Below are 24133 nucleotides of genomic sequence, written 5' to 3' on the forward strand. Positions count from 1 at the left end.
GTGTGATCAGCGCAGCGGGATGGTGATCTCGTCCTCGACCGGCGGATCGATCTCCTGGGGATGGTTGCCGGTGGCCGCGAAGCAACGCAGCCGGACCGCCTCCGGAGTGACGTCCAGCCGCAGGAAGCACTTGAAGAACGGCGGGCTGTACGTCACCGAGCCGGGCGAGAACAGCTGCGTGTAGATCTTGCGCACCGGGAGCCTGAAGTGCGAGGTGCGGTCGGGACGGCCGCCCGCGCCCAGCAGGCTCGCGACCAGCCGGATCCGTCGGGTGACATGGACCGGCGGGCCCGGGGTGCGGGTCGGCGGGATGCCGAGGCGCTCGCAGATCACGGCCGACGCCTCGGCCTCGGTGAGGGTGAAGAAGCGGCGCAGGTGCAGCCGGCGCCCGTACAGCCTGCTGTAGAAGGCCAGGGAGTCGCCGCGCAGCGGATAGCAGCGGAAGTCCTGCTCGGTGACGTTGCCGATGTCGACGCGTGGCACGGTGTGGGTGGCGTGCATGAACGCGCCGCCGCCGCCCGAGACCACGTACTGGAGCGTGCGCCCGCCGTCCAACCGCACCGGATAGCGCTGGTAGTTGTGGATGTCGCCGCCGATCGCCGCCACGAAGTGGTGCTCCGGATCGCGGACGATGTCGTCGACCGTACCGCCGCCCTCGATGGCACACGGGTCGTACTTGCCGTCCACGTACAGGGGCGAGCCGGTGATCAGGATCTTCGGCGTCGGCCCCTTCGCCACCTCCCGCAGCCAGGCGCTCTGTTCGGCGTCGATCGTGCCCAACAGGCCGGTGTCGATACCGATGATGCGCACCGGTCCCGCGTCGATCGCCCAGTACGGGCCCGGCTGGATCGCCTGTTGGTCCGGCGAGGAGCGCAACTGCCGTGCCTTGTCCAGGTGTTCGCCGTCGGTCGGGCTGGGGTGGTGCCACAGCAGCGAACGCCACCAGGCACGCGAGAGCGGTCGCGGTGCCTTCGGTTTCGGCAGCGCGGGCGCGTCGTCGCAGAAGACGCGCATGAAGCCGCCGAGGCCCTCGTACCAGTCGTGGTTGCCGGGTATCGCGTAGATGGGCGCCGGATAGGCCTGGTACGGGCGGAAGAACTTCGTCTCGTAGTCGTCCGCCGTGCCCACCGGATAGATGACGTCGCTCGCGACGACGGCGAAGTCCGTGCCCTGACTCACCTTCAGAAACCCCGGCACGACCGCGTATTGGGGATCGTCGCCCTCGCCGGTGTCACCGATGACCATGAAGGAGAAGGTGTCCGGACCGCCCCGCCGGATCACCTTGTCGGCGGGTGCTCCGGCCGCCGTGCGCTGCGCGACCCAGCGGCTGCGGGTGGTGCCGGTCGGGTCCCCGAACCAGGACGCCAACACCCCGTTGCGCGCTGCCCACAGGGTCCTCGGGTCGAGCCAGGAGACCTTCTCGACATGGGTCGGCATCAACTGCTGGTACGCGCCGCGCACCGCGGTGCCCCAACCGGCGCCCTCGGCGGTATCGCGTGAAGATTCAGACACCGGCGAACCGTAACAACGAGCCATGAAGGGCGGAGAGGCGGGGGCCTGGCAACATCAACTCGACGATGCTCGACCGAAAGGCCCCCGCATGCCCGGCGCAGCCGACTTCATCGACCTGATCCCCGACCCCGAACTCCGGTCGGACCGGCTGCTGTTGGGCATCCGCCACTTCGACGAACCCTTCCTCCTCACCGTCTCCCTCTCCCAGGGGCTCGGCTCCGGCGACCTGTGGCTGGACCGGGGCAGGGCGGGCAAGGCGCGGCTCGCGGAGTTCCGCCGGATCGGCGACCGGGTCCTGTTCGCCGTCCGCAACAAGCACTTCCTCGCCTTCGGCGACGCGGCCGCCGTACGCGCCGGGAACGAGTCGTTCGCGCTGTCCGTCGTGTGGAGCGGGCCCGTGCTGCGGGAGGAGAACGGCGCGGCGGTCGTGGACGCGACCGGCCTGGTCGTCGCCGACCACGACCGGGTCGCCGAGCATCTGTACGCGCACGAGCAGGGCGACTACACGATCGACGAGTCCGCGAGCCTCCCGCTCGTCGCCGACAGCCGCACCGGACCGCGTGCCGTCCGGCTGCCCGCGCTGCTCACCTTCCGCGGCCCCGGCCGGGGACAGGCGGTGCGGGCCGTCGCCGCCGACCCGCGCGCCCTCACCGTCGTCCAGCAACTGAACCTGCTGCGACTGCCCGCGTCCCCGCTGCCGGTACGGCGCTACCACCCCGCCTCGGGCGGCTACGGCATCGGCTACGCCGACCACGGCCTCGTCGGCCGGGCGAGCACCCAGGTCAAGCTCCAGCCCCGCTTCCGCGCGGAGGCGGGCGGCGCCCCGATCGTCTTCCGGATCGACCCGGCCGTCCCCGAACCCTTCCGCTCGGCGATCGTCGAGGGCGGCAACTGGTGGCAACAGGCCTTCGCCCGGATCGGACTCCCGGGCGCCTACTGGGTCGAGCCCGGCGACGAAGGCTTCGACCCCTACGACCCGGACGTCAACGGCGTGGTCTGGGTGCACCGCTCGGGCCGCGGCTGGTCCCTCGGCCAGGGACTGACCGACCCGCGCACCGGCGAGATCCTGCACGCCCGGGTCCGCCTCGGCTCCCAGCGCGTCGAACAGGTCCGCGCGCTCGGCGAGGCACTCCTCGCCCCCTACGGCCGCCCGGACGAAGCCCAACGCCTCGCCGCCGTCGAGGAGTTGGTGCTCGCCCGGCTGCGCCAACTCGCCGCGCACGAGATCGGCCACGCGCTCGGCTTCATGCACAACTTCGCCAGCACGGGCCACCCCGAGCCGTCCGTCATGGACTACCCGTACGCACGCATCCGCGTCACGGACGAGGGCGCCCTCGACCTGTCCGCCGCGTACGGCACGGGACTCGGGCCGTGGGACCACTTCCTGGTCGCGCACGCCTACGGCCGGTTCGACGCCGGTGGCGAGCAGGCCCGGCTCTCACAACTGCGGCGTGAGGCAGCCGAGTCGGGCCTGACCTACCTCTCCGACGAGGACGCCCAGGGCCCGGACGCCGCGCACGCCGACGCCGTGACCTGGGTGAGCGGACCGGACGCCCTCCAGGCGCTGGACACCATGCTGAGGGTCCGCCGTATCGCCCTGGGCGGATTCTCCCGCGGGGTGCTGCCGCCCGACCGGCAGACCGGCGAACTGGAGGAACGGGCCGTCCTGTTGCAGCTCCTGCACCGGCACGAGGTGACCGCGGTGGCCCGACTGGTCGGCGGGGTGCGCTACACGTACGGCCTCGCGGGCGAGGACGGCCGGGGCACCCGGCCCGTCGAGCCGGCCACCCAGCACACGGCGCTCGGCCGACTCGCCGAACTGCTGCGGGCCGAGCAACTCGCCCTGCCCGGCGCGGTGTTGGACACTCTCACCCCGCCCGCGATCCGCTACGACCGGACGGACCAGTACCTCGACACGGGCGCCGGGCGGATCTTCGACCCCTTCGAGGCCGCACGGGTCGCGACCGCGCTCGTCACCAAGGAACTGCTGGACCCGGCCCGGCTCAACCGGGTGGCCTGGCAGCATGCCACCGATTCCGCGTCTCCCGGTCTCACCGACCTCGTCGACGCGCTCCTGGCCGCCACCTGGCGCCGTACCGACCCGGTACCCACCGACCTGCCCGGCGGAGCCGCCGTCCAGCACGCGGCGGACTGGACCCTCCTGAACCATCTGCTGACCCTGCTCGACGACCCGGCTCTGTACGCACCGGTACGAATGGCACTGCGCGGAGCCGTACGGCGGCTCGGGACGGAGCTGCGCTGCGAGGGCGACGAACAGGCACGTGAGGCGGGGGAGTTGATCCGGACGTTCCTCGCCGACGCCGGGTCGGTGCGCGTCGACCTTCTGCCCAGGGTGCCGCCGGGGGCACCCAACTGAGCATGTCGTACGCCGTGTCACCGACTCTTGTGGTTCAACTCCGGCGGTCCAGTGCGGTGTTGCTCACCACTCGCCGGGGCGCTTCGGGGCCCCGTACGGGTCCGGTCGGCCGACCGTCGGGTTGTTCCCTGTGTCGAAGAGCGAGTCGGGGCGCCGGGTGGGCTGCTTGCCGTTCCGGTCAGGGCCGACCGGGTGGCGGGCGAAGGAACGGTCCCAGTCGCCCTCGCCCATCACCAGCAGCGGGTCGAACATCACGACGACCCCGGCCAGCAGCAGGAAGATGGCCGGCCCCAACAGCATGGGCAGCAGAATCGAGTTGGCCGAGTCGCCGGTCCATGCCCCGCCGGTGCCGTGCAGATGGACGCTCACGGCGGCCATGCCCGTGTAGTGCATCCCGGACACGGCCACGCCCATCACCAGGCTGGCGCCCAGGCTGGCCAGGAAACCCCGGATGGAGACGGCCGCCCACAGGGCCGCCGTGGCGGCGACGACGGCGATCACCACGGAGAGCGCGACCGTGCTGGTCCGGTACTCGATGTCACCGTTCAGCCGCAGGGCCGCCATGCCCAGATAGTGCATGGCGGCGACCCCGAGGCCGGTGATGACTCCGGCCGCGGAGAGTGTGGCCGTGGTCGCGCCGCGGTATCCCACGGCGAACACACCGATGCCGACCACGGCGATCGCCACGGCCAGACTCAGCACCGTGAGGCCGACGTCGTAGCCGATCCGGGTCTCCTCGACCTGGAAGCCGATCATCGCGATGAAGTGCATCGTCCAGATGCCCGTGCCGATCGACGTCGCGCCGAGCGCGAGCCAACCCGCCTTCCACGACTGCCGGTTGTGCAGGGACCGCACCACGCAGCGCAGTCCCAGGGCCCCGCCCAGACAGGCCATCAGATAGGCCGCCACCGGAGTCACCGCACCGTAGCGGAACCCGTCGATCGTGCCTTGCATGAGCCAACTCCCCCCAGAGCTATGGCTTCCTGTGGGGGGAGTATGTATGGATCAGGGCCCGATCGCGCAACCTTTTCACGTCAGCAGTCGATTAACTCTCCGCTTTCCGGGGGGCACTTCGGTCCCATCGAGGGCGATACGGGACAGAAGGCGTCAGGGCTGTTGCGGCTTCTCGCGGTCGATGAAGTCCTTGGCCTTGTCCTGCGCCATGTCGACCTGCTTGGCGTGCTTGCCGCCGGTGCGTTCGTCGATCATGTCTCCCGCCCGGTCCACACCTTGCTTGGCCTGGTCGGAGTGCTGACCCAGCATTCCCTTGACCTTGTCCATGAACGACATGGGTGTCCTCCTTCGGACGTGCGTTTGCCCTCTCAGCATCCTCCGGCTTCCCGTGTGCCGCATTTCGGTGGTCATGGGGCGTGGGCTCAGGTGCGCACCAATGGCTCGATCCCGTCGGTGGCGCGGGCCTCGCGGGTGCGGGACACGGCGAGCAGAAGTGCCTGGAGGACCGCTCCGGACAGGCCCACCCACAGGGCGAACCGATAGCCGACCCGGTCGGCCAGGAGTCCGCCCAGGGGCGCGCCGATCGCGACCGTTCCCCAGTTGAACGAGCGGATCGTGGCGTTCATCCGGCCCCGGAGCCGGTCCGGCGTGACCGCCTGGCGGTAGCTCATCTCCACGGGGCTCTCCAGCGAGATGGCGCCGGAGACCACGAAGAAGGCCAGTGACACCGAGACCAGCGCCCACGGTCCACGCTGGGCCAGGACCAGCGGCAGCCAGCCGACGGCGGCGACGACACGGCCGACGATCAGGACGGCGCCGACGTCGAACCTCCGCGCCGCGCGTCCGGAGAACGCGCCGCCGAGCACGCCACCGACGCCCGCGCAGGCGTACGCCACGCCCAGACCGAAGTCCCCGATCCGCAGCTCACGCAGCGCGAAGACCACGAAGACCGTGCTGACGACGGTGTTGAAGAGGAGCATCAGATGCGAGGTCAGCGCGATGGACGCCAGGGTCCGATGGCGATAGACCCAGGCCACGCCCTCCCGAAGTTCGCTGAGCAGACTCCGGCGCGCGCCTCGGTCGGGAACGGGGTCGGGGGCCCGCACCGAGCTGAGCAGCAGGCCGGACACCAGATAGCTGACGGCGTCCACCAGCACGGCGAGCGGAGCGCCGACCAGCCTGATCAGCACTCCCGCGAGCAGCGGCCCGGTCGACCCGGCCGCCGCGTCGGCCTGCCCCACCCGGGCGTAGCCCACGTTGAGGAGTTCCTTCGGGACGAGCTGCGGCACGTAGGAGTGGCTGGCCGCCTCGAAGAACAGGCAGAGCAGCCCGAAGGCGAAGACGCACGCGCACAAGGTGGCGATATCGAGCCGGTCCAGTGCGTACAGCAGCGGGATCGCGCCGAGGAGGACGGCCCTGCCGAGATCCATGGCCACCATGACCGGCTTGCGCCGGCACCGGTCCACCAGCACCCCGGCCAGGAGCCCGAAGAGCAGATAGGGCGCCCAGCGGGCCGCGTTGACCAGACCCACCTCCGTGGCGGACGCGTTCAACGTGACGGCGGTGAGGATCTGCAGCGCCAGCCCGGTGATCTGCGAACCGAACGAGGAGATCGCGGAGGCGGTCCAGAAACGTACGTACCCGGGGACGTCCACCAGGCGCGGCATGATCGGACCGTATCAAGGAAGCGCTTTCGTACGGCAGTTGGGCCACCGGCGACTACCGGTCACGGCAGTACCGACGACGCCACTGCCCTCCCCGCGAGCAACGCGGCGACCGGATCGGCCGCCTCGTCCAGCTCGATGAGCACCGTGTCGGCGCCGGGCGTACGGGACATCACCTCGGCCCAGCCCTTCCAGTCGACGATGCCCGAGCCCAACTCGGCCATGTAGGGCTGCTGTTGCGCGAAGACCGTCTCGTCGATCGTGAGTTCCACGTCGATGGGCCTGACCGCGTCCTTCCAGTGCGCCAGCGCCACGCGCCGCGCGTGCCGGTCGGCCACGGCCACCGGATCGCCTCCACCGAGGGCGATATGGCAGGAGTCGGGGCACAGCCAGACGTAGCGCGGGTCGGTGAAGGCCATGAACAGGTCGATGTCGCGCTCGTACCAGAGGGTGCTGTTGGACTCCGTGTGGAAGGCGAGCCGCACGCCCTGCCGGGAGACGGCCTCGCCCACCGCGTGCGCGATGTCCGCCATACGCGTCATGTACGGGGCGTCGACGAACAGGGGCGGCCGGGTCCCGAAGGTCGTGCGCATCGGCAGGCCCGCGACGAGGAGTTCGGCCCCCACGTCGACGAGGAAGGCCGCGCGTCGTTCGGCGTCCGCGACGATCGCGGGGAGGTTCCCGGGGTCCCGCCAGTCGGGGCTGTCCTCCCCGGCGACGAACGCGCTCACGACGGACAGCCCGCGGGACACCAGCTCGCGGCGGAAGCCCTGCGCGCTGCCGAAGGCCCGCAGCGCCGACGCGATGTCGCCCGGCGCGAAGGTGAGTTCGAGGCCGGTGACGCCGGCCTCGTCGAGCGCGCCCATCACCCGGTCCCAGAAGCGCTCGGGGTGAGCGAGTGCCCACGCGCGCACGGCGTCCGCGGAGGGGAGGTGCCAGAAGTCCGGGTGGTAGAAGGTGACGATGTCGGTCGCGAAGCGTGGACTCATGCGGTGCCTCCGCGTGCGTTGTAGACGACGATGCCGTCCGTCTCGTCCACCGCCTTGCGGTAGTTGCGGAACACGGTCAGCGCCTCGTCCCGCAGCACATCTCCTACGACCTCGATGCCGCGCGCCTCGAACTGCCCGGCCCAGTCCGCGCCGAGCGGGCCCTCGTCGAACGTGGTGATCTCCTCCAGTTCCGGGCCCTCGCCCGCGACGACCAGCGTGCGCACCCCGGACCACAGCGTGGCGCCGTAACACTGCACGCAGGGGCGCCAGTTGACGACGAGTTCATGGGACGGGAGGCCGGTGGCGCCCAAGTCCCAGTCGCCTACGGCCCGTTGGGCCAGCCCGAGCGCCATGACCTCGGCGTGTGCGCTGGAGACTCCCGAGGCGAGGACGACGTTGACGCCCACCGAGACGATACGGCCGGTGTCTCGCTCGGCGACGAGGGCCGCGAACGGACCGCCGTTGCCCTCCCGCCAGTTGCGGTCCGCGAGCCGGTGCACGAGGCGCATCCGGTCCGCGCGGCCGGGGACGACGGCGGGCACGTCGGCCACCTCGTCGTCGATCCACGCGGGCAGCGCCACGCGGTACTCCTTCACGATGTCGATCACGTCCGTGCTTCCTCTCAGTGCGCGGCGAGCGGCGCGGTTCTGTTGGTGACCGCCTGGGCGGCCCGTACGGCCGTCACCGCGCCGGTCAGGGTCACGTTGGCGGCCATCGCCGTGGGGATGACCCCGGTGCCGGCGACGTACAGGTTGTCGAAGCCCCACACGCGGCCGTCCGGGTCGCACACGCTGGTGCCGTCGTCGGCGGTGCCCGAGCGGACGGTGCCGGTCAGATGCAGGGACGAGCCGGGCGGCAGCAGGGCGAGTTCGGTCGCGGGGTCGAAGGGGCCGAACTCCTCGGCCAGGGAACGGACTTCGGCCAGTCCCCGGTCGATCAGCGCGCGATCGGCGTCGGAGTAGGCGAACTCGACGCCGATACGTGGCAGTCCGGCGAGGTCGGTCCCCGACTCCGAGAAGACGAGCCGGTGTTCGGGCCGCGCCTCGACGGGCACGAGCAGCGACATGCCCACGCCGTGGGCGAGAGGCCGACCGCTGTCGTCGACGTACGTCCGGTTCATGATCTGGTGGTGGAACGGCTGCGCGGGCCCGTTCTGCGGCACCCACAGCGAGTCCGTGCTGAACTCGCCGGGGCGGGGCAGCGGCAGCTCGTCCAGGGCGATGCCGAACCGGTCCAGATCCAGCAGGACTTGGGCCGTGATGAACGCGTGCTCGTTGAGGTGGCGGCCCAGCGCGGCGGGGCGGATGCCCGAGGCGAACAGCAGTTGCGGGGTGCGCAGCGCGTCGGCGCACACGATCACGGTGTCCGCGTGGAGCACGGACTCCGTGCCGTCCGCGACACTCCGTAGCCGGGCGCCGCCGACCCGGCCGTCCGAGACGAGCAACCGGGTGGCGAGCGTGCCCGTGAGCAGGGTGAACGCCGGGTCGCCGCCCGCCGCGATCGCCGGGAAGATCGTCCCGGGTGCCGTGCGGGGCATGGGGCCCGAGTCCGTCGCCGTGACGGCCATGGGCATCGGCTGCGGGCGTCGGTCCTCGGGCGCGGTGTCGTCGTAGCGGCGGCGCAGCACGTCGAGGACGATCCGGCCGACCTCGGTCGGGCCGATGGGGGAGGGGGAGACGGCGAGCAGACGGCGTGCGGTGTCCAGGTCGGCCGCCCAGCGGGCCGGGTCGCCGAAGTCGAAGACCTCGTCCCCGGCGGGCCATGGGGTCGCGGCGGTCCAGTGGACGCCCATGCCGCCCGCGTTCCACGCCAGTGCCGTCGCGGGCATCGCCTCGCTGTCCTCGCCGAAGGCCAGCGCGTGGACCATGCCCGGCGGCAGACCGGTGAGGCCGCCCGCGACCTCGCGCACCACCTCCGCGCCGGTGTACATGCCCTGGACACCGGACTCGACCCGTTCGTTGTACCGCGACCACAGGGCCGGGTCGGCGACGTCGTGCAGATGCAGTCCCGGTGCCCCGCCGATCGCGCTGCCGCCGTCGACCATGGTGATACCCAGTCCCGGATCGCTCTCCCGCAGCAGCCGGGCCACGACGGAACCCATGATGCCGCTGCCCACGATGAGGACGTCGGTGTGCGGGGTGTCGGTCACAGGGAGACTCCAAAATCGTTTGTCGTGGGGGGAGTTAGGCACTGGGGGCGAGCGGGCCGAACAGCTCGGTGTCCATGCGGTCGAGCGCCAGTTTCACCGCGCCGATGAGCGCGGCGTCGCGGCCCAGCCCGGTGGCGCACAGTTCGATCGCGGGGGTACGGGCGACGCGCATCGCCTCGCGCACCCGGGGGAGCAGCACGTCGGCCGCGTCCTCCAGACCGCCGCCGAGCACGATGAGCGAGGGCGCGACCGTCCACGACAGGGTGGTGAGGATCGAGGTGATGTTCTCGACGAACTCGTCCACCTCGGCGAGTGCTTCCGCGTCACCGGCGCGGGCCGCGTCGAAGCGCTCCTGCGCCACCTTGCGCTGGTCCGGTTCCGGTGAACTCAGCAGGGCCACCGGGCGGTCGGCGATCGTGCCGGTCGGGATCGACTGGGCCTCGACGATCTCGCCCGCGGCGCCGTCCAGACCCCGGTGCACGGCGCCCCGGATCAGGATGCCGAGGCCGGTCCGGTTGCCGAGGTGCGCCCAGACGACGTTGTCGTGGTCACCGGCCACACCGCGCCAACGCTCCGCCAGCGCACCTAGGTTGGAGTCGTTGTCCGCGAACCAGGGCATCCCGATCCGCCGCCGCAGTTCGTCGGGCAGATGCACGCCCTCCCAGCGCGTGGTGTGCACCAGACGTCGTACGACCCCCTCGTCGTCGATGGCGCCGCCGCCCGCCACAGCGCCGGCGCGCAGCCGGTCCGGGGAGCCGCCCGCGTCGACGAGCGCCTCCCGCACCAGGTCCGCCGCGTCGTCGAGCGTGACCTGCGGGTCCTGGTAGGCGCGCAGCCGGCGGTGCGCCCGGCCGACGATCCGGCCGCGTACGTCGGCGACGACGGCGGAGGCGTCCACGGTGTTGATGCTGACGGCCGCCAACAGGGCGTGTTCCGCCCGCAGTTCGTACCGACGGGCCGGTCGCCCGGCGGAGCCGCTGGTCGGTATCCGCTCCAACTCGGCCACCCAGCCCGCCTCGACGAGCGAGTCCAGGATCAGCTCGATGGTACGGCGGGACAGACCGGCCTGCTCGGCGAGCGCGGTCAGGGTCGTGGGTCCCGAGGACACCGCGAGCGCGCGCAGGACGACCGAGGTGTTGACGCGCCGCACGGCGCTCTGGTTCATCCCCGACATCAACACCCCTCCGCCTCCTCGGACCTGCCCAGCCCGACCGGGACGAACACACCCGTCTCCGTCACAGGTGTCATCGCATCCCCGATCCGGCGATGCCCTGCACGAAGTAGCGCTGCAGGAACAGGAAGAGCACGAGGACCGGCAGCATCACGACGATCGCGCCGGCGAGCACCAGGCCGTAGTCGGTGACGTGCTGGGCCGCCTGGCTGGTGGCGGCGAGGCCGACCGGGAGGGTGTAACTCGCCGTGCTCTGGGCGACGATGAGCGGCCAGATGAAGTTGTTCCACGAGTTCAGGAACGACATGATCGTGATCGTCGCGACCGCCGGACCGGCCAGCGGAAGGAAGATCCGGAAGAAGATCCGGAACTCGCCCGCGCCGTCGATGCGCGCCGCCTCCAGCAACTCGTCGGGCACCGACTGCGCGTACTGCCGCATGATGAACACCGACAGCGGGAGCGCCACGCCGGGCAGCGCGATCCCGGTGAGGGTGTCGGCCAGACCCATGTCGACGGTGATCACGAACTGGGTGACGAAGACCGTCGTGAACGGCACCATCATCGCCGCCATCACGGCACCGAACGCCAGCCGCCTGCCCGCGAATTCGAGCTTGGCGAGGGCGTATCCGGCCGCCGAGGCCGCCACGATGTTGCCGATCACCACCATGAGGGCGACCAGCACGCTGTTGGTCAGGAACCGCCCGAAGCCCTCGGTCCGGAACAGCCGCACGAAGTTGTCGAGCGTGACGTGCCGCGGCAGCCACGCACCCGGATCGGAGCGGATCTCGTCCAGGCCGCGCAGCGAGCCGCTGACCACCCAGAAGAAGGGCAGCAGGGTCAGCAGCGCGCACAGCACCAGTGCGCCGTACAGCAGCGGGCGACCAACGGACCGTGTGCGTACGGCGGTTGGGTCCTCGACGGTGGCGGCGGTCAGGTCGGCGTCGTTCAGCGACGCGGCTACGGCGGTCATGTGCGGGGCCTCAGCAGTCGGAACTGGACGGCACTCACCAGCAGCACGAGCAGCAGCATCACGAAGGACGCGGCCGAGGACATGCCCAGTTGGCCGGACCCGAACTGGTGGTAGGTGTACAGCGACACGGACTCGGTGGACCCCAACGGGCCGCCGTCCGTGAGGAGATAGGGCTCGTCGAAGACCTGGAGATAGAAGACGGTCAGCAGCACCGACACCATGAGGGTGGTCGGCAGCAGGAGCGGCAGGGTGATGTGCCTCAACTGCCGCCATCTGCCCGCCCCGTCGAGCGCGGCGGCCTCGTACACGTCCTCCGGCACGGCCTGGAGTCCGGCCAGGAACAGCACCATCGCGGTGCCGAAGTTGCGCCAGACGCCGAGCAGGATGACCACGGGCATCGCGAGGTGCGGATCGTCCAGCCAGTTCGGCCCGGCCAGGCCGACGTAGCCCAACGCCTTGTTGACGGTCCCGCCCGCGTTGAAGGCGTACTGCCAGATGAGAGCGACAGCGACGACGTTGGTGACGACCGGTGCGAAGAAGACCGTACGGAACACCCCGCGCAGCCGCCGGATCCCGGAGTTCAGTGCCATCGCCAGCCCGAAGCCGATCGCCATGGTCAGCGGCACACCGACGGCGACGAACACGGCGGTGTTCAGGATGTCCCGCAGAAAGGTCGGATCCTGGAACAGGCGCAGGTAGTTGTCCAGGCCGGTGAAGTCGACCGCGAGCGGATGGCGCAGGTCCGAGCCGCGCAGATCGGTCAGGCTGAAGCCGAGCGCGGCCACCGTGGGGATCGCGGTGTAGAGCAGGAACACGACGGCGAACGGCGCGAGGAACAGCCAGGCGACCGCCGTACGACGGGAGGTGCGTGCCCTGCTCCGTCTCCCCGGGGCGAGCGTGGTGGTCATCCGCGGCTCACTCCGCTCCCGTGCCGAGGCTCTTGGCGTACGCCTGGATGCTCGCCGCGGCCTTCTCCGCGGTCTGGGTGCCCTTGGCCACGGTCTCGACCTCCTTGCCCAGCCGGGTGGCGACCTGCTGCCAAGTGCCCACCTGCGGAAAGGCCTTGGTGTTCTTGAGCTGGGTGAGGAAGGCGTCGAGGAGCGGCTGCTTCTTGACGATCGGATCGTCCCAGGCGGAGATCACCGCCGGCAGCGAGCCGTACGCCGAGTACTGCGCGACCTGCGTGCTCGGCTTCGAGACATGGCGGACGAACTTCCACGACGCGTCCGTGTTCCCGCTGTCCGCGAGGACGCCCCACGTGCCCCCGGCCGAGAAGGAGGTGCTGCCCGAGGCGCCGGCCGGCAGCGGAGCCGTGGCGACATGGGCCGCCGTCCAGCCGGTCTGCTTCGCGGCGGTGTCGAGCTGCCCGAGCACCCAGGGGCCGGTGATCATCGTGGCGGTCTTCCCGGACACGAAGTACGGCTGGGAGTCGAGGAAGGTGGGGGTGGCGGTGTCGGCCGAACCCGAGGTGAAGAACGACGCGTTGTACTTGAGGGCGTCGACCATCGCCGGTGTGTCGAGGTTCCAACTGCCGTCGGACGAGAGGAGGTTGCCGCCCGCCTGCCAGGCGTACATCGCCACGTCCTGGCCGTTGAAGATGTCCCAGCCGTTGTCGGCCGCGAGACCGTGCCCGGCGCCGGCGCCCTTCAACGCCTTGAAGAACGGCACCATTTCGGCCCACGTGGTCGGCGCCGTGACGCCCGCCTTCTTGGCGAGGTCGGCGCGGTAGACGAGGGCGTACGTGTACGCGTACCAGGGCACCGTGTAGGCCACGTCCTTGACCAGACCGGCGTCCCACAGGCTCTTGAAGAAGACGCCGGAGTCGACGAGCCCGTCCGGCACCGGCCGCAGGATCGACGGGTCGAGGAACTGGGCCTGCGACTCGGGGAAGAACTGGGCCACATCGGGGCCCTTGCCCGCCGCGATCGCGGCCTGGAGCTTCGTGTAGTAGTCGGCGTTCGGTATCAGCGTGAACTTCACGGTGACGTCCGGGTTCGCCGCCTTGAAGGGCTTGATCACCTTGTCGAGGACGTCGGCGTCGCCCTGGGCGGCCCAGACGTTGACGGTGCCGGTGGCCGGTTTGTCGTCGATGGACTCGGCGGTGGCCTTCGCGGTGGCCGTGGCGGTGTCGCCGCGCCCACAGCCGGCGAGGGCGAGGGTGCCGAGCAGTGCGGTACCGGCGGACAGTCTGAGGACGCCGCGGCGGGAGGGGTTGGACACTCGGGACTCCTGTCTCATGGGGCGCTGAGGACAGTGCTGGGATTTCCGGGAGCTGCGGGATTTCCGGGCAGCGCGGGATTTTCGGGAAAAGCAGCGTTATCGGTCCGGCGGCCGTAATGCGGCTGATGGGACCTCTGTGGCTGACTGCGACGTTAGGAAGGGTCTGTTTCGCCGGCGTGGCTCAGCCGTCACGAATAATTTCGGAACTTGTAGCGAAATCCCTGACAGAGGGAAAACCCTTGAGTGCCCCTGACCTGCGTGACATGGACGGGTCAACGCTGTCATCCTCCACGCAGCCACCCCCACGGATCCTCCACGGATTGGTCAAAGTTCTCCCAGTCCCGCACAGCTCAGCTCTTCCCGGACAGCAGACCCGGCTGTCCGGTCTGTCACCGGCCGCGTTCGCGGTCGTCGCAGTAGGAGTAAGAGTGAGACGCATCCCCCGTAAGCGGATGGCGGTAGGAGCCCTGGTCTCCACCGCCGCTTTCCTGGCCGTCGGCGTCCAGTCGGTGCCGGCGACCGCGAAGCCCGCCTCCCCCCACCCGAGTCCGCTGCTCACCGGCAGCCTGGAGGCGAAGCTCACCCCGGCCCAGCGCACCGCCCTGGTGAAGAGCGCCACCGCGAACAGCACGACGACCGCCCACACCCTCGGCCTCGGCGCCAAGGAGAAGCTGGTCGTCAAGGACGTCGTCAAGGACAACGACGGCACCGTCCACACCCGCTACGAGCGCACCTTCGCCGGTCTCCCCGTCCTCGGCGGCGACCTCGTCGTGCACACCCCGCCCGCCAGCAAGGCGACCGGCACGGTGAGCGCGACCTTCAACAACAAGCACACCCTCACGGTCCCCTCGACGACCCCCTCGGTCGCCAAGTCGACCGCCGAGACCAAGGCCCTGACGACCGCGAAGGCCCTCGACGCCAAGGCGCCGAGCACCGACAGCGCCCGCAAGGTCATCTGGGCCGGCACCGGCACCCCGAAGCTCGCCTGGGAGACGGTGATCAGCGGCTTCCAGGACGACGGCACCCCCAGCAAGCTGCACGTGATCACCGACGCCACCACCGGCAAGGAGCTCTCGCGCTTCGAGGGCATCGAGACCGGCACCGGCAACACCCAGTACAGCGGCACGGTCTCGCTCAGCACCACACTGTCCGGCTCGACCTACCAGCTGTACGACACCACGCGCGGCGGCCACAAGACGTACAGCCTCAACAACGCCACGTCGGGCACCGGCACCCTGATGACCGACTCCGACGACGTGTGGGGCACGGGCTCGGGTTCCAACACCCAGACCGCCGGCGCGGACGCGGCCTACGGCGCCCAGACGACCTGGGACTTCTACAAGAACACCTTCGGCCGCAGCGGCATCAAGAACGACGGCGTCGCCGCCTACTCGCGCGTCCACTACAGCACGGCGTACGTCAACGCCTTCTGGGACGACGACTGCTTCTGCATGACGTACGGCGACGGCACCAGCAGCACCCACGCGCTGACCTCGCTGGACGTGGCCGGCCACGAGATGAGCCACGGCGTCACCTCCAACACCGCCGGTCTCAACTACACCGGTGAATCAGGCGGGTTGAACGAGGCGACCTCCGACATCTTCGGCACGGGCGTGGAGTTCTACGCGGCGAACTCCACCGACGTCGGTGACTACCTCATCGGCGAGAAGATCGACATCAACGGCGACGGCACGCCGCTGCGTTACATGGACGAGCCCGACAAGGACGGCGGCTCCGCCGACAGTTGGTACTCCGGCGTCGGCAACCTCGACGTGCACTACTCGTCCGGCCCCGCGAACCACATGTTCTACCTGCTCTCCGAGGGCAGCGGCACCAAGACCATCAACGGTGTCACCTACAACAGCCCGACCTCCGACGGCGTGGCCGTCGCCGGTATCGGCCGGGCCGCCGCCCTCCAGATCTGGTACAAGGCGCTGACGACGTACATGACGTCCAGCACCAACTACGCCGGGGCCCGCACCGCCGCGCTCAGCGCCGCCGGGGCCCTCTACGGCACAAGTTCCGCGCAGTACGCGGGAGTCGGCAACGCCTTCGCCGGCATCAACGTGGGCAGCCACATCACCGTGCCGACCACGGGCGTCACGGTCACCAACCCGGGCAGCCAGTCCTCGACCGTCGGCACGGCGGTGAGCCTGGCGATCACGGCCAGCTCCACCAACAGCGGCACCCTGACCTACGCCGCGACCGGACTGCCGACCGGCCTGTCGATCAGCAGCTCCACGGGCGCCATCACCGGCACCCCGACGACCGCGGGCACGTACAGCACCACCGTGACCGTGACCGACAGCACCGGGGCGACGGGTACCGCGTCCTTCACCTGGACCGTGAGTTCCAGCGGCGGGGGCGGCACCTGCACCTCGACGCAGCTCCTGGGCAACGCGGGCTTCGAGTCGGGCAACACCACCTGGACCGCCACCAGCGGGGTCATCACCAGCTCCAGCAGCCAGGCGGCGCGCACCGGTTCGTACAAGGCCTGGCTCGACGGCTACGGCTCCACCCACACCGACACGCTGTCCCAGTCGGTGACGATCCCGAGCGGCTGCACGGGGACGACGTTCACCTTCTACATCCACATCGACACCGCGGAGACCACCACCAGCACGGCGTACGACAAGCTGACGGTCACCGCCGGTTCGACCACGCTCGCCACGTACTCGAACCTCAACGCGGCCAGCGGGTACGTCGCGAAGTCCTTCAGTCTGTCGGCCTTCGCGGGGACCACGGTCGCCCTGAAGTTCAGCGGCGTCGAGGACTCCTCGCTCCAGACCAGCTTCGTCATCGACGACACCGCCGTCACGACCAGCTGATCCGCTGCACCTGTTCCGTCCGGCACCCCGCACGCGCCCCCAGGCGTGCGGGGTGTCCGGTTTCCTCAGCTCAGCGGGTCCAGCGTCAGATAGGCCTGCTGCGGGTTCCCGTCGTTCACCAGGGACTCCTGGGCGCCGACGTCGTCGAACGCGAACGCGTACGCCTTGCCGTCCGCCATCTGCGCGTGGATCTTGCGCGCGTACTGGTTGGTCACCGTGTCCACGTAGAAGTTCGCGGTGGTGGTGTCCGGCTGGTTGGGGTTGACCAGGAGCGTGGAGCGGTTGAAGCCCGCGCACAGGGTGCGCGAAATGGGCCCGCGCACCAGGTCGTTGGGCGCGTCGAGGTACTTGTAGCAGCCGAAGACGCTGGCCGCGTCCGGCTTCTGGAAGGTGGTGACGACCGCTCCGGAGCTGTTGGTGAAGTTCATGACGCTGCCCGACACCCGGCCGTAGTACTTGGTGGTCGGCTGGTTGGCGAACGGTGTCACGGTCAGGGTCGAGGACGCGTACTTCGACCAGACGCGGTTGATGTAGTCGTCCATCACCGTGCTGGGCAGGGCACCCGTCTCAATGCCGTACGTCGGTGAGAGCGCTCGCAGCACCGTGCCGTCGGAACGGGTCTGGATCAGGTTGGCCCAGCCGCCCGGCTGTCCGCGCAGCGCGTTGAAGAACCCGGTGTAACCACCCGACTTGAGGTGCCCGGTGGTGGCCGTGCTCCCGTCGGACCGCTGCACCCCGACCGCGTACGGCGCGGAGAACATGTCCACCTGGGTGCTGTTGATCCACAGTCCGGAGTCGTTGAGCGTGTACTCGGACCAGCTGAAGAGGATGTTGCGGTTCGGGTCGGTCGGGTTCTGCACGGCCGGCTGCACCAGGCCGCCGGTGGTCAGCTTGAACACCAGCTTCTGACCGTACGAGAAGTAGAGACGGCCCGAGAACTTGGGGATCCGGATGGTGCTGGACTGCCCGGCCCCCGGGCCCGCGATCGACGCGTCCGGTGCCGGGGTGGGCGGGTTGCCACCGGCCGGCCAGGCGTGGAACGTGCCGGCCGCGTCGGCCCAACCCTGCTGGCCGGTCGCGAGGTTGGTGCCCAGGTCGTAGATGTAGACCGCGTCGCCGCGGCCCGAGTTGTTGGTGATCTTCAGCGGGATCGTGGCGGGTACCGCGGCATCCGCCGTCAGCGGTGTGGCCACCGCGAGCATCGTGGCCACCGCGGTCGCGGCGCCCAGGCGGCGCAGGATTCTGACGAGCACTGCTCACCTCCGTGTGGGGGGTGTACGGGAAATTGGTCCGTACCTGTGTGAGAGCGCTCTCAGAGTCGCGCCGAGCCGCGTGTGTGTCAATGAGTTGAACGAAAGGTGCCCACGGCAACTCGCGCCGTGGGCACCAGGGTTGGATGCCGTGGGCACCCGGGGAGATCAGGGGACGCAGTCCTCGGTCAGAAGGTGCGCTCCAGCAGGTCGAGCAGCGCGACCCAGTGACGCTCGTCCGCCTTCGCGTCGTACGAGGAGGTGTCGGCCTGCGTGTAGCCGTGCCGCGCGCCCGGGTAGACCTCGCAGCGGTGCCGGACGCCCGCCGCGGTGAGGGCCTCCTCGAACCGCTTGATCTGCTCCTCGGGCAGCGAGTGGTCCTGGTCGGCGTGGCCGAAGTACAGCTCTGCGGTGATGTGTTGGGCGGCGAGGTGCGGGCTGCCCGGGTCGTCGGTGGCCAGTTGCCCGCCGTGGAAACCGCCCACCGCGGCCACCCGGTCCGGGTAGGCGCCCGCGGTGTACAGCGCCAGCCGGGCGCCCATGCAGTACCCGGTGATCGCCACCGGCCCGTCGGTGACCAGCGGGGAGTCGGCCAGCCATTGCAGATAGGCACCGGCGTCCCGCTCGATGAGTTCGGGGGTGCGCGCGAGGCCCATGATCAGCGGGCCGACCTTCTCGAAGATCTCCGGCCGCGCCTCGGGGTCGATGAACTCGGGCAGCTCGACCACCGGCGCGCGACCCTGCCGGTAGAACACGTTCGGCACCAGGACCGTGTAACCGGCCTCGGCCAGCCGGTCGGCCATCGACCTGAGGTGGGGGCGCAGACCGAAGGCGTCCTGGTAGAGGAGCACGGCCGGACGGGGGAGTTCGTCGCCGGGGTGCACGAGATAGGCGTCGGCGATGCCGTCCTCGGTGGGGATGTCCACGGCTGTGCCCTGTATGGCGGTCATGGTGGGGGTGCCTCCCTGCGGATGGGCGCCCGGCCGGCTGCCGGCCCGGCGTGTTCCGATCATCGTGGCACGCCGGGTCACGGTTCCTCGGCCGGGGTCACTCGAAGCGGGAGACGTCCCCCGCGCCCTTGCGGACGATCTCGGCCTCGCCGCTGGAGAAGTCGATGACGGTCGTCGGTTCGGTGCCGCAGTCCCCGGAGTCGACCACCCCGTCCACCACGTGGTCGAGCCGGTCCTTGATCTCCCAGCCCTGGGTCATCGGCTCCTCCTCGTCGGGCAGCAGGAGGGTGCTGGACAGCAGCGGCTCGCCCAGCTCGGCCAGCAGCGCCTGGGTGACGACATGGTCGGGGATGCGCACGCCCACGGTCTTCTTCTTCGCGTTCAGCAACTGGCGCGGCACCTCCTTCGTCGCCGGCAGGATGAACGTGTAACTGCCGGGCGTGGAGGCCTTGATGGCGCGGAACACGTCGTTGTCGATGTGCACGAACTGGCCCAGCTGGGCGAAGTTCTGGCACACCAGCGTGAAGTGGTGTTTGTCGTTCAGCTGCCGGATCGTACGGATCCGCTCCATGCCGTCACGGTTGCCGAGCTGGCAGCCCAGCGCGTAGCAGGAGTCGGTCGGGTACGCGATCAGCGCACCCGAGCGCACACTGTCCGCGACCTGGGAGATCGTGCGGGGCTGCGGATTGTCCGGATGAACGTCGAAGTACTTGGCCACCCGCCGAGCTTATGCCGTGCCCGCGCCGGTCGCCGCGCGGGCCCGCTGCCGGTCGTCGGTCCGGGGGTGTACCCCGGCGGATCGGGGGCAGCAGACGAGAGCGCTCGGGTCTCTCTCCCCCCCCCGAACCCGGGCAGGATCGGCTCCGCCCGCGGCCCGCCCCCCGGGCCGCGGCGGGGCGGTTCCACCGGTGCCGGCCGCGCGGGGGTCCGTGGCCAGGCGTATGTCGGGCTCGGTCTCAGCCGCGCAGCCGTACCGGGATCTCCTGCCAGCCGAAGGCGATGAAGGACGGCACCTGGCGCAGCTCGTCCGGGTCGACGGCGAGCCGGGCGTCCGGGAAGCGGTCGAAGAACTCGGGGAGCGCGGTCAGGGCCTCCACACGGGCCAGCGGCGCCCCGATGCAGCGGTGCACCCCGATGCCGAACGACAGGTGGTCGTCGGCGCCGCGGGCCGCGTCGAAGACGTCCGCGTCGGGGCCGTAGTGCGCGGGGTCGAGCCCGGCCGCCGCGTACGTGGTGATGATGGCGTCCCCGGCCGGGACGGTGATGTCGCCGACCGTGAGGTCACTGACCGCGAAGCGGAGCGGCAGCGAGGCTATCGACGGGTGGACGCGCAGGGTCTCGTCCACCACCGCGTCCCAGCCGATCTTCCCGGCGCGTACGTCCGCGAGCTGCTCGGGACGCCTGAGCAGGGCGACGATCGCGTTGCCGATGAGGTTCACCGTCGTCTCGAAGCCCGCGCCGATCACCAGCAGCAGCGTGTAGAGGAGTTCCTCGTCGCTGAGCCGGTCGCCGTCCTCGTCGCGCACCCGGATCAGTTCGGTGGTGAGGTCGTCGCCGGGGTGCTCGCTGCGGTGGGCGATCAACGCGGGCAGCACCGTGCCGATCTGCTGCTGCACGAACGCCGCGTGCTCCGGGGTCGGGTCCGAGGTGTCCATGATGGCCGCGATCAGCCGACCGGTGTCGGCCACCAACTCGTCGGGCACACCGAACAGTTCGCAGATGATCCGCATCGGCAGGGGATGGGCGAGAGCCGCCTTGATGTCGACCACCTCGGCGTCGTCGGCCGCGACCGCGTCCAGCAGCTCCGCCGTGATCGTCTCCACCCGGGCCCGCATCGCCTCGGTGCGCCGGTGCGTGAAGCTCGGTGCCACGAGTTTGCGCAGCCGGGCGTGGTCGGTGCCGTACGTGGAGAGCATGTTGATGACGCCGATCCAGCCCAACACCCAGCCCCAGGAGGGGTGTTCGCCCATCTCGGGCCACAGGCGCCAGTGCAGCCGAGGATCCCTGCTGACCTGCGGGTCGAGGATCAGTTCCTTCAGGGTGTCGTAGCCGGTGGGGGCCCAGGCGGGGATGCCGCCGGGCAGCTCGACGGGCACGATCGGGCCGAGGGCACGCAGCTTGGCGCTCTCGGCGGCCATGTCGGCGCCGAACGGGTCGAGGGCGATGCGGTCGGGCACGGTCACGACAGGTCTCCTGGCTGGTCGGGGGAGCGGGGGCTGAACCGCACGGGCAGCGACGTGAGCGAGCGATGGAAGGGGCCCGGCCGCCAGGTCAACTGCTCGCGGGCCACGACGGGTTCGAGGTCGGGCAGCCACAGGGTGAGCCGCTCGATCGCCTCCGTCGCGATGAGCAGGGTGTGTTGCTTGACCGGGCAGGCGTGCGGGCCCGCGGACCACGACAGGTGCGAGGCGTCCTTGGGATGCCGTCCGCTGACGACCTCCTGCTCGGCGAAGTGTGCGAGCGCGCCGTACGAGACGACGACCGGTATCGCCGGCCCGATGCGCGCGCCGTGGAAGGTGACGGGGGAACGGGCGTAGTGGATCCCGTAGTTGGCGAGCGGGGTCTCGTGGTGCAGGACCTCCACCACGGCGTCCATGACCGGGCGGGCGCCACTGGTCAGCGTGGAGTAGTACACCGAGGTGCCGAGGATGCGGGACAGGGCGTTGGACACCAGGTTCGCGGTCGGCTCGTGGCCCGCGCCGAGGGTGAGGAACACCTGCCAGGTGACCTCCTCCGGGGTGAGTCCGGCCGGATGGTCCAGCAGCCAGCTCGGCAGGTCGTCGCCGCGCGACTCGGCCTTGGCGGCGATCAGTCCGAGGACGTAGCCGCCGAACTCTGCCTCGCCCGCGGCCGCTTGGGCGCCGCCCTCCATCATCATGCCCAGCGCCCGGTCCAGCCGCTCGCTCTGGCCCTCCGGCAGCCCGAAGAGGCTGTTGAAGACCAGCGCCATCAGCGGCCGGGCGAACTCGCCCACCAGATCGGCCTGTCCGCGCGGTCCGATCCGGCTCACCAGGACATGCACCGCGCGGTGCACCCGCGCCCGCAGGTCGTGCGGCTCGATCCGTTCGAAGGCGTCGATCAGCGAGGCGCGGAAGCGGACGTGCGCCGAGCCGTCCGAGAACAGGGAGTTGGGCCGCCAGCGCATCATGCCGAGGACCGGCGAGTCCTCGGCGACCGTCGACTCCCACGGCCGGGGATCGTGCGAGAACGTGTCGGTGTCGCGCAGCAGCTCCAGCGCGGCCCGCCGCTCGGTGACGACGAACGCCGGTACGCCCGGGGCGAGTTCGGCCCGGCCGACCGGACCCTGGGCGCGCAGGGCGGCGTAGTAGCCGTAAGGGTCCAGCGCGAAGCCGTCCTCCCACAGACGGACCGGGCGGGTGGGCGAGGTGGTGGTCACCGGTGCTCCGGGGGGTCGCGGTCGATCAGATGCTGGACCAGGGCGAGCAGCGCGTCGAGGGACGAGTCCGTGTCCCGGGCGTCACAGGCCACCAGTGGTGTGCCGGGCTCCAGGTCCAGGGCGGCGCGCAGTTGTTCCACGGTGTGGTGCCGGGGCGCGTCCGGGAAGGTGTTGACGGCGACGGCGTACGGCAGCGCGCTCTCCTCCACCAGCCCGAGCACGTCGAACGAGGCGTCGATCCGCCGGCTGTCGACCAGGACCAGCGCCCCGAGCGCGCCGTGGGCGATGTCCTCCCACAGCGCCCGGAACCGCTCCTGCCCGGGCGTGCCGAACAGATACAGCACGATCCCGCCCGGCAGGCTGATCCGGCCGAAGTCGATGGCGACGGTCGTCGTCGACTTCTCCCGCACCCCGTCGAGATCGTCGACCGGGACGGAGGCCTCGCTGAGCCGCTCCTCGGTGTGCAGCGGCCGGATCTCCGACACGGAGTCGATCAGGGTCGTCTTGCCCACACCGAAGGGGCCCGCGACGAGGATCTTGACCAACTCGCGTGCGGTGTCCGGCAGATGGATGCCGCTGGTGGTGCTGCCGCTAGTGGTGCCTGAGGGCGCGTAGGCCATCTGCGACTCTCTTCAGCAGGTCGGGGTCGAAGCGTTCGGCGGGCGGGATCGGCGCGCGGGCGAGCACCAGGCCCCGGTCGAGGAGACCGGCGGCCAGCACGCGCACCGCGGACACGGGCAGCTCCAGCAGGGCCGCCGTCTCCAGCACCGTCAGCGAACCGCCGTACAGGGCGTCCAGCAGGGCGAGTTGAGCCGCGGGCAGCTCGGCGGGCGCGGGTTCGCCGCTGCCGCTGAGCACCGTCAGCCGTTCCAGATGCGGGCGGCTGGGCCGGGCCACACCGCCGGTCGACAGATACGCGGGAACGAGAGGACGGCCGCCGCGGCGGCCCGTCATGCCGACGCGCCGCCGTCAACTCCCCGCGGAGCGGCGGCCATCGCCTTCTCGCCCAGCCGCGCCACCTGTGAGTGCACCCGGTGCGCCAGCAGATCCAGCCGCACCTCGCTGTCTCCGTAGGCGGCCACGCATGTCCCGTGATCCGTGGGGACGATGAGGACATAGCCGTGGTCCGACTCGATGACCACCTGCCGTATCTCCGCCCGTTCCCGGTCGGCGAACGCCGCCGCGGCGGTACGGCACGCGCCCTGCACCGTGCTGGTGATCGCGGCGACCCGCTCGCCCGAGGCCTGGGACAGCGCGTCGGTGTACCCGCGCACCAGCCCGTCCCGGGTCAGCAGCACGGCCGCCACCACATGCGGCACCTCCAGTATCGGATCGAGCACCCACGCGGTGTCGCCCCCATCGCGGCTGATCATCTAGCCGCTCCCCCTTCGTAGTCGGTCTGCTGTGTCTCGTGAGCTGTCACTGCTTCTACGGCCGTCTCGGCGTCGTCCATCGCGGCGCGCGCGGCGGCGGTGCCGGACTGGAGGGCGCCGAGTGCGGCGGCGGCCTGCTCCGGGCGGCGCTCGGGTTGGCGTGTCTCCGGCGCGACCGGTACTGCCGGTGCGGCGGCCGGGGTGCGGCGACGGCGCCGGGGCAGGCCGCCCGCATCGGGCACGGCGTGATGCCCGGACGCATCGGCCACGGCCCGTTCGTCGTGCTCGGAGCCGTAGGAGTGGGCCGGTGCGGGGGCGGATGTGCGGGT

At 70.7% G+C, this 24133-nt stretch carries 21 protein-coding genes and 1 pseudogene; 2 read left to right on the top strand and 20 right to left on the bottom strand.

Annotated elements, in window-relative coordinates; translation table 11 throughout:
- Window positions 1–6: 6 nt before the first annotated feature.
- Entirely contained in the window at window positions 7–1512 is a 1506-nt protein-coding gene (locus tag JHN63_RS00720; protein ID WP_200676634.1) for a metallophosphoesterase, read from the bottom strand.
- 88 nt (window positions 1513–1600) lie between these two features.
- Here JHN63_RS00720 and JHN63_RS00725 point away from each other — a divergent pair, with 88 nt between their 5' ends.
- Entirely contained in the window at window positions 1601–3889 is a 2289-nt protein-coding gene (locus tag JHN63_RS00725; RefSeq protein ID WP_200676635.1) for a zinc-dependent metalloprotease, read from the top strand.
- 63 nt (window positions 3890–3952) lie between these two features.
- On the opposite strand, the gene JHN63_RS00730 is transcribed toward JHN63_RS00725, so the two are convergent.
- The 10 genes from JHN63_RS00730 to JHN63_RS00775 form a co-directional block, all read right to left on the bottom strand.
- Window positions 3953–4843, bottom strand: coding sequence for an MHYT domain-containing protein (locus tag JHN63_RS00730; protein WP_200676636.1), 891 nt, complete (start codon window positions 4841–4843; stop codon window positions 3953–3955).
- A 153-nt stretch (window positions 4844–4996) separates the two neighbouring features.
- The gene (locus tag JHN63_RS00735; protein ID WP_200676637.1) at window positions 4997–5179 is read right to left on the bottom strand and encodes an antitoxin; all 183 of its coding nucleotides are present in this window, start codon (window positions 5177–5179) and stop codon (window positions 4997–4999) included.
- Window positions 5180–5265: 86 nt separating this feature from the next.
- A complete protein-coding gene (locus JHN63_RS00740; protein ID WP_200676638.1) occupies window positions 5266–6510 on the bottom strand; it encodes an MFS transporter in 1245 nt (414 codons plus the stop codon).
- Between the two features lie 59 nt (window positions 6511–6569).
- Window positions 6570–7496, bottom strand: a complete 927-nt coding sequence (locus tag JHN63_RS00745) for a sugar phosphate isomerase/epimerase (protein ID WP_200676639.1) — start codon at window positions 7494–7496, stop codon at window positions 6570–6572.
- Complete coding sequence (locus JHN63_RS00750; RefSeq protein ID WP_200676640.1) at window positions 7493–8104, bottom strand: nucleoside deaminase; 612 nt, start codon at window positions 8102–8104, stop codon at window positions 7493–7495. The genes JHN63_RS00745 and JHN63_RS00750 overlap by 4 nt, the downstream gene beginning before the upstream one ends.
- 14 nt (window positions 8105–8118) lie before the next feature.
- Window positions 8119–9645, bottom strand: a complete 1527-nt coding sequence (locus JHN63_RS00755) for a GMC oxidoreductase (RefSeq protein ID WP_200676641.1) — start codon at window positions 9643–9645, stop codon at window positions 8119–8121.
- Window positions 9646–9679: 34 nt separating this feature from the next.
- Complete coding sequence (locus JHN63_RS00760) at window positions 9680–10810, bottom strand: ROK family transcriptional regulator (protein ID WP_200676642.1); 1131 nt, start codon at window positions 10808–10810, stop codon at window positions 9680–9682.
- Between the two features lie 79 nt (window positions 10811–10889).
- Window positions 10890–11786, bottom strand: coding sequence for a carbohydrate ABC transporter permease (locus JHN63_RS00765; protein ID WP_200676643.1), 897 nt, complete (start codon window positions 11784–11786; stop codon window positions 10890–10892).
- Entirely contained in the window at window positions 11783–12694 is a 912-nt protein-coding gene (locus JHN63_RS00770; RefSeq protein ID WP_200676644.1) for a carbohydrate ABC transporter permease, read from the bottom strand. The genes JHN63_RS00765 and JHN63_RS00770 overlap by 4 nt, the downstream gene beginning before the upstream one ends.
- Window positions 12695–12701: 7 nt before the next feature.
- On the bottom strand, window positions 12702–14006 hold the full coding sequence (locus tag JHN63_RS00775; RefSeq protein WP_200676645.1) for an extracellular solute-binding protein: 1305 nt from the start codon (window positions 14004–14006) through the stop codon (window positions 12702–12704).
- Window positions 14007–14458: 452 nt separating this feature from the next.
- On the opposite strand from JHN63_RS00775, the gene JHN63_RS00780 reads away from it, so the two are divergent.
- On the top strand, window positions 14459–16834 hold the full coding sequence (locus JHN63_RS00780) for a M4 family metallopeptidase (protein ID WP_200676670.1): 2376 nt from the start codon (window positions 14459–14461) through the stop codon (window positions 16832–16834).
- Window positions 16835–16899: 65 nt separating this feature from the next.
- On the opposite strand, the gene JHN63_RS00785 is transcribed toward JHN63_RS00780, so the two are convergent.
- The 9 genes and pseudogenes from JHN63_RS00785 to JHN63_RS00825 all read right to left on the bottom strand — a co-directional run.
- A complete protein-coding gene (locus JHN63_RS00785; RefSeq protein ID WP_200676646.1) occupies window positions 16900–18087 on the bottom strand; it encodes a glycoside hydrolase family 64 protein in 1188 nt (395 codons plus the stop codon).
- 185 nt (window positions 18088–18272) lie between these two features.
- Window positions 18273–19034 carry a dienelactone hydrolase family protein gene (locus JHN63_RS00790; RefSeq protein WP_200676647.1) on the bottom strand — a complete coding sequence of 254 codons (762 nt, stop codon included), beginning with the start codon at window positions 19032–19034 and terminating at the stop codon, window positions 18273–18275.
- A gap of 97 nt (window positions 19035–19131) precedes the next feature.
- On the bottom strand, window positions 19132–19752 hold the full coding sequence (locus JHN63_RS00795; RefSeq protein WP_200676648.1) for an L-threonylcarbamoyladenylate synthase: 621 nt from the start codon (window positions 19750–19752) through the stop codon (window positions 19132–19134).
- Window positions 19753–19990: 238 nt separating this feature from the next.
- The gene (locus JHN63_RS00800; RefSeq protein WP_200676649.1) at window positions 19991–21217 is read right to left on the bottom strand and encodes a cytochrome P450; all 1227 of its coding nucleotides are present in this window, start codon (window positions 21215–21217) and stop codon (window positions 19991–19993) included.
- A complete protein-coding gene (locus JHN63_RS00805) occupies window positions 21214–22431 on the bottom strand; it encodes a cytochrome P450 (protein ID WP_200676650.1) in 1218 nt (405 codons plus the stop codon). Before JHN63_RS00805 ends, JHN63_RS00800 begins: the two co-directional genes overlap by 4 nt.
- On the bottom strand, window positions 22428–23051 hold the full coding sequence (locus JHN63_RS00810; RefSeq protein WP_200676651.1) for an ATP/GTP-binding protein: 624 nt from the start codon (window positions 23049–23051) through the stop codon (window positions 22428–22430). The genes JHN63_RS00805 and JHN63_RS00810 overlap by 4 nt, the downstream gene beginning before the upstream one ends.
- Window positions 23023–23385, bottom strand: coding sequence for a DUF742 domain-containing protein (locus JHN63_RS00815; RefSeq protein ID WP_200676652.1), 363 nt, complete (start codon window positions 23383–23385; stop codon window positions 23023–23025). The genes JHN63_RS00810 and JHN63_RS00815 overlap by 29 nt, the downstream gene beginning before the upstream one ends.
- Window positions 23382–23804 (bottom strand): roadblock/LC7 domain-containing protein, encoded by a 423-nt coding sequence (locus tag JHN63_RS00820; protein WP_200676653.1) that lies wholly within the window; start codon window positions 23802–23804, stop codon window positions 23382–23384. Before JHN63_RS00820 ends, JHN63_RS00815 begins: the two co-directional genes overlap by 4 nt.
- Window positions 23801–24133 (bottom strand): annotated as a pseudogene (locus tag JHN63_RS00825) (ATP-binding protein); the annotation flags it as partial. The gene JHN63_RS00820 and the pseudogene JHN63_RS00825, both read right to left, overlap by 4 nt.

The sequence above is a fragment of the Streptomyces sp. MBT65 genome, assembly GCF_016612545.1.
Lineage (GTDB): Bacteria > Actinomycetota > Actinomycetes > Streptomycetales > Streptomycetaceae > Streptomyces.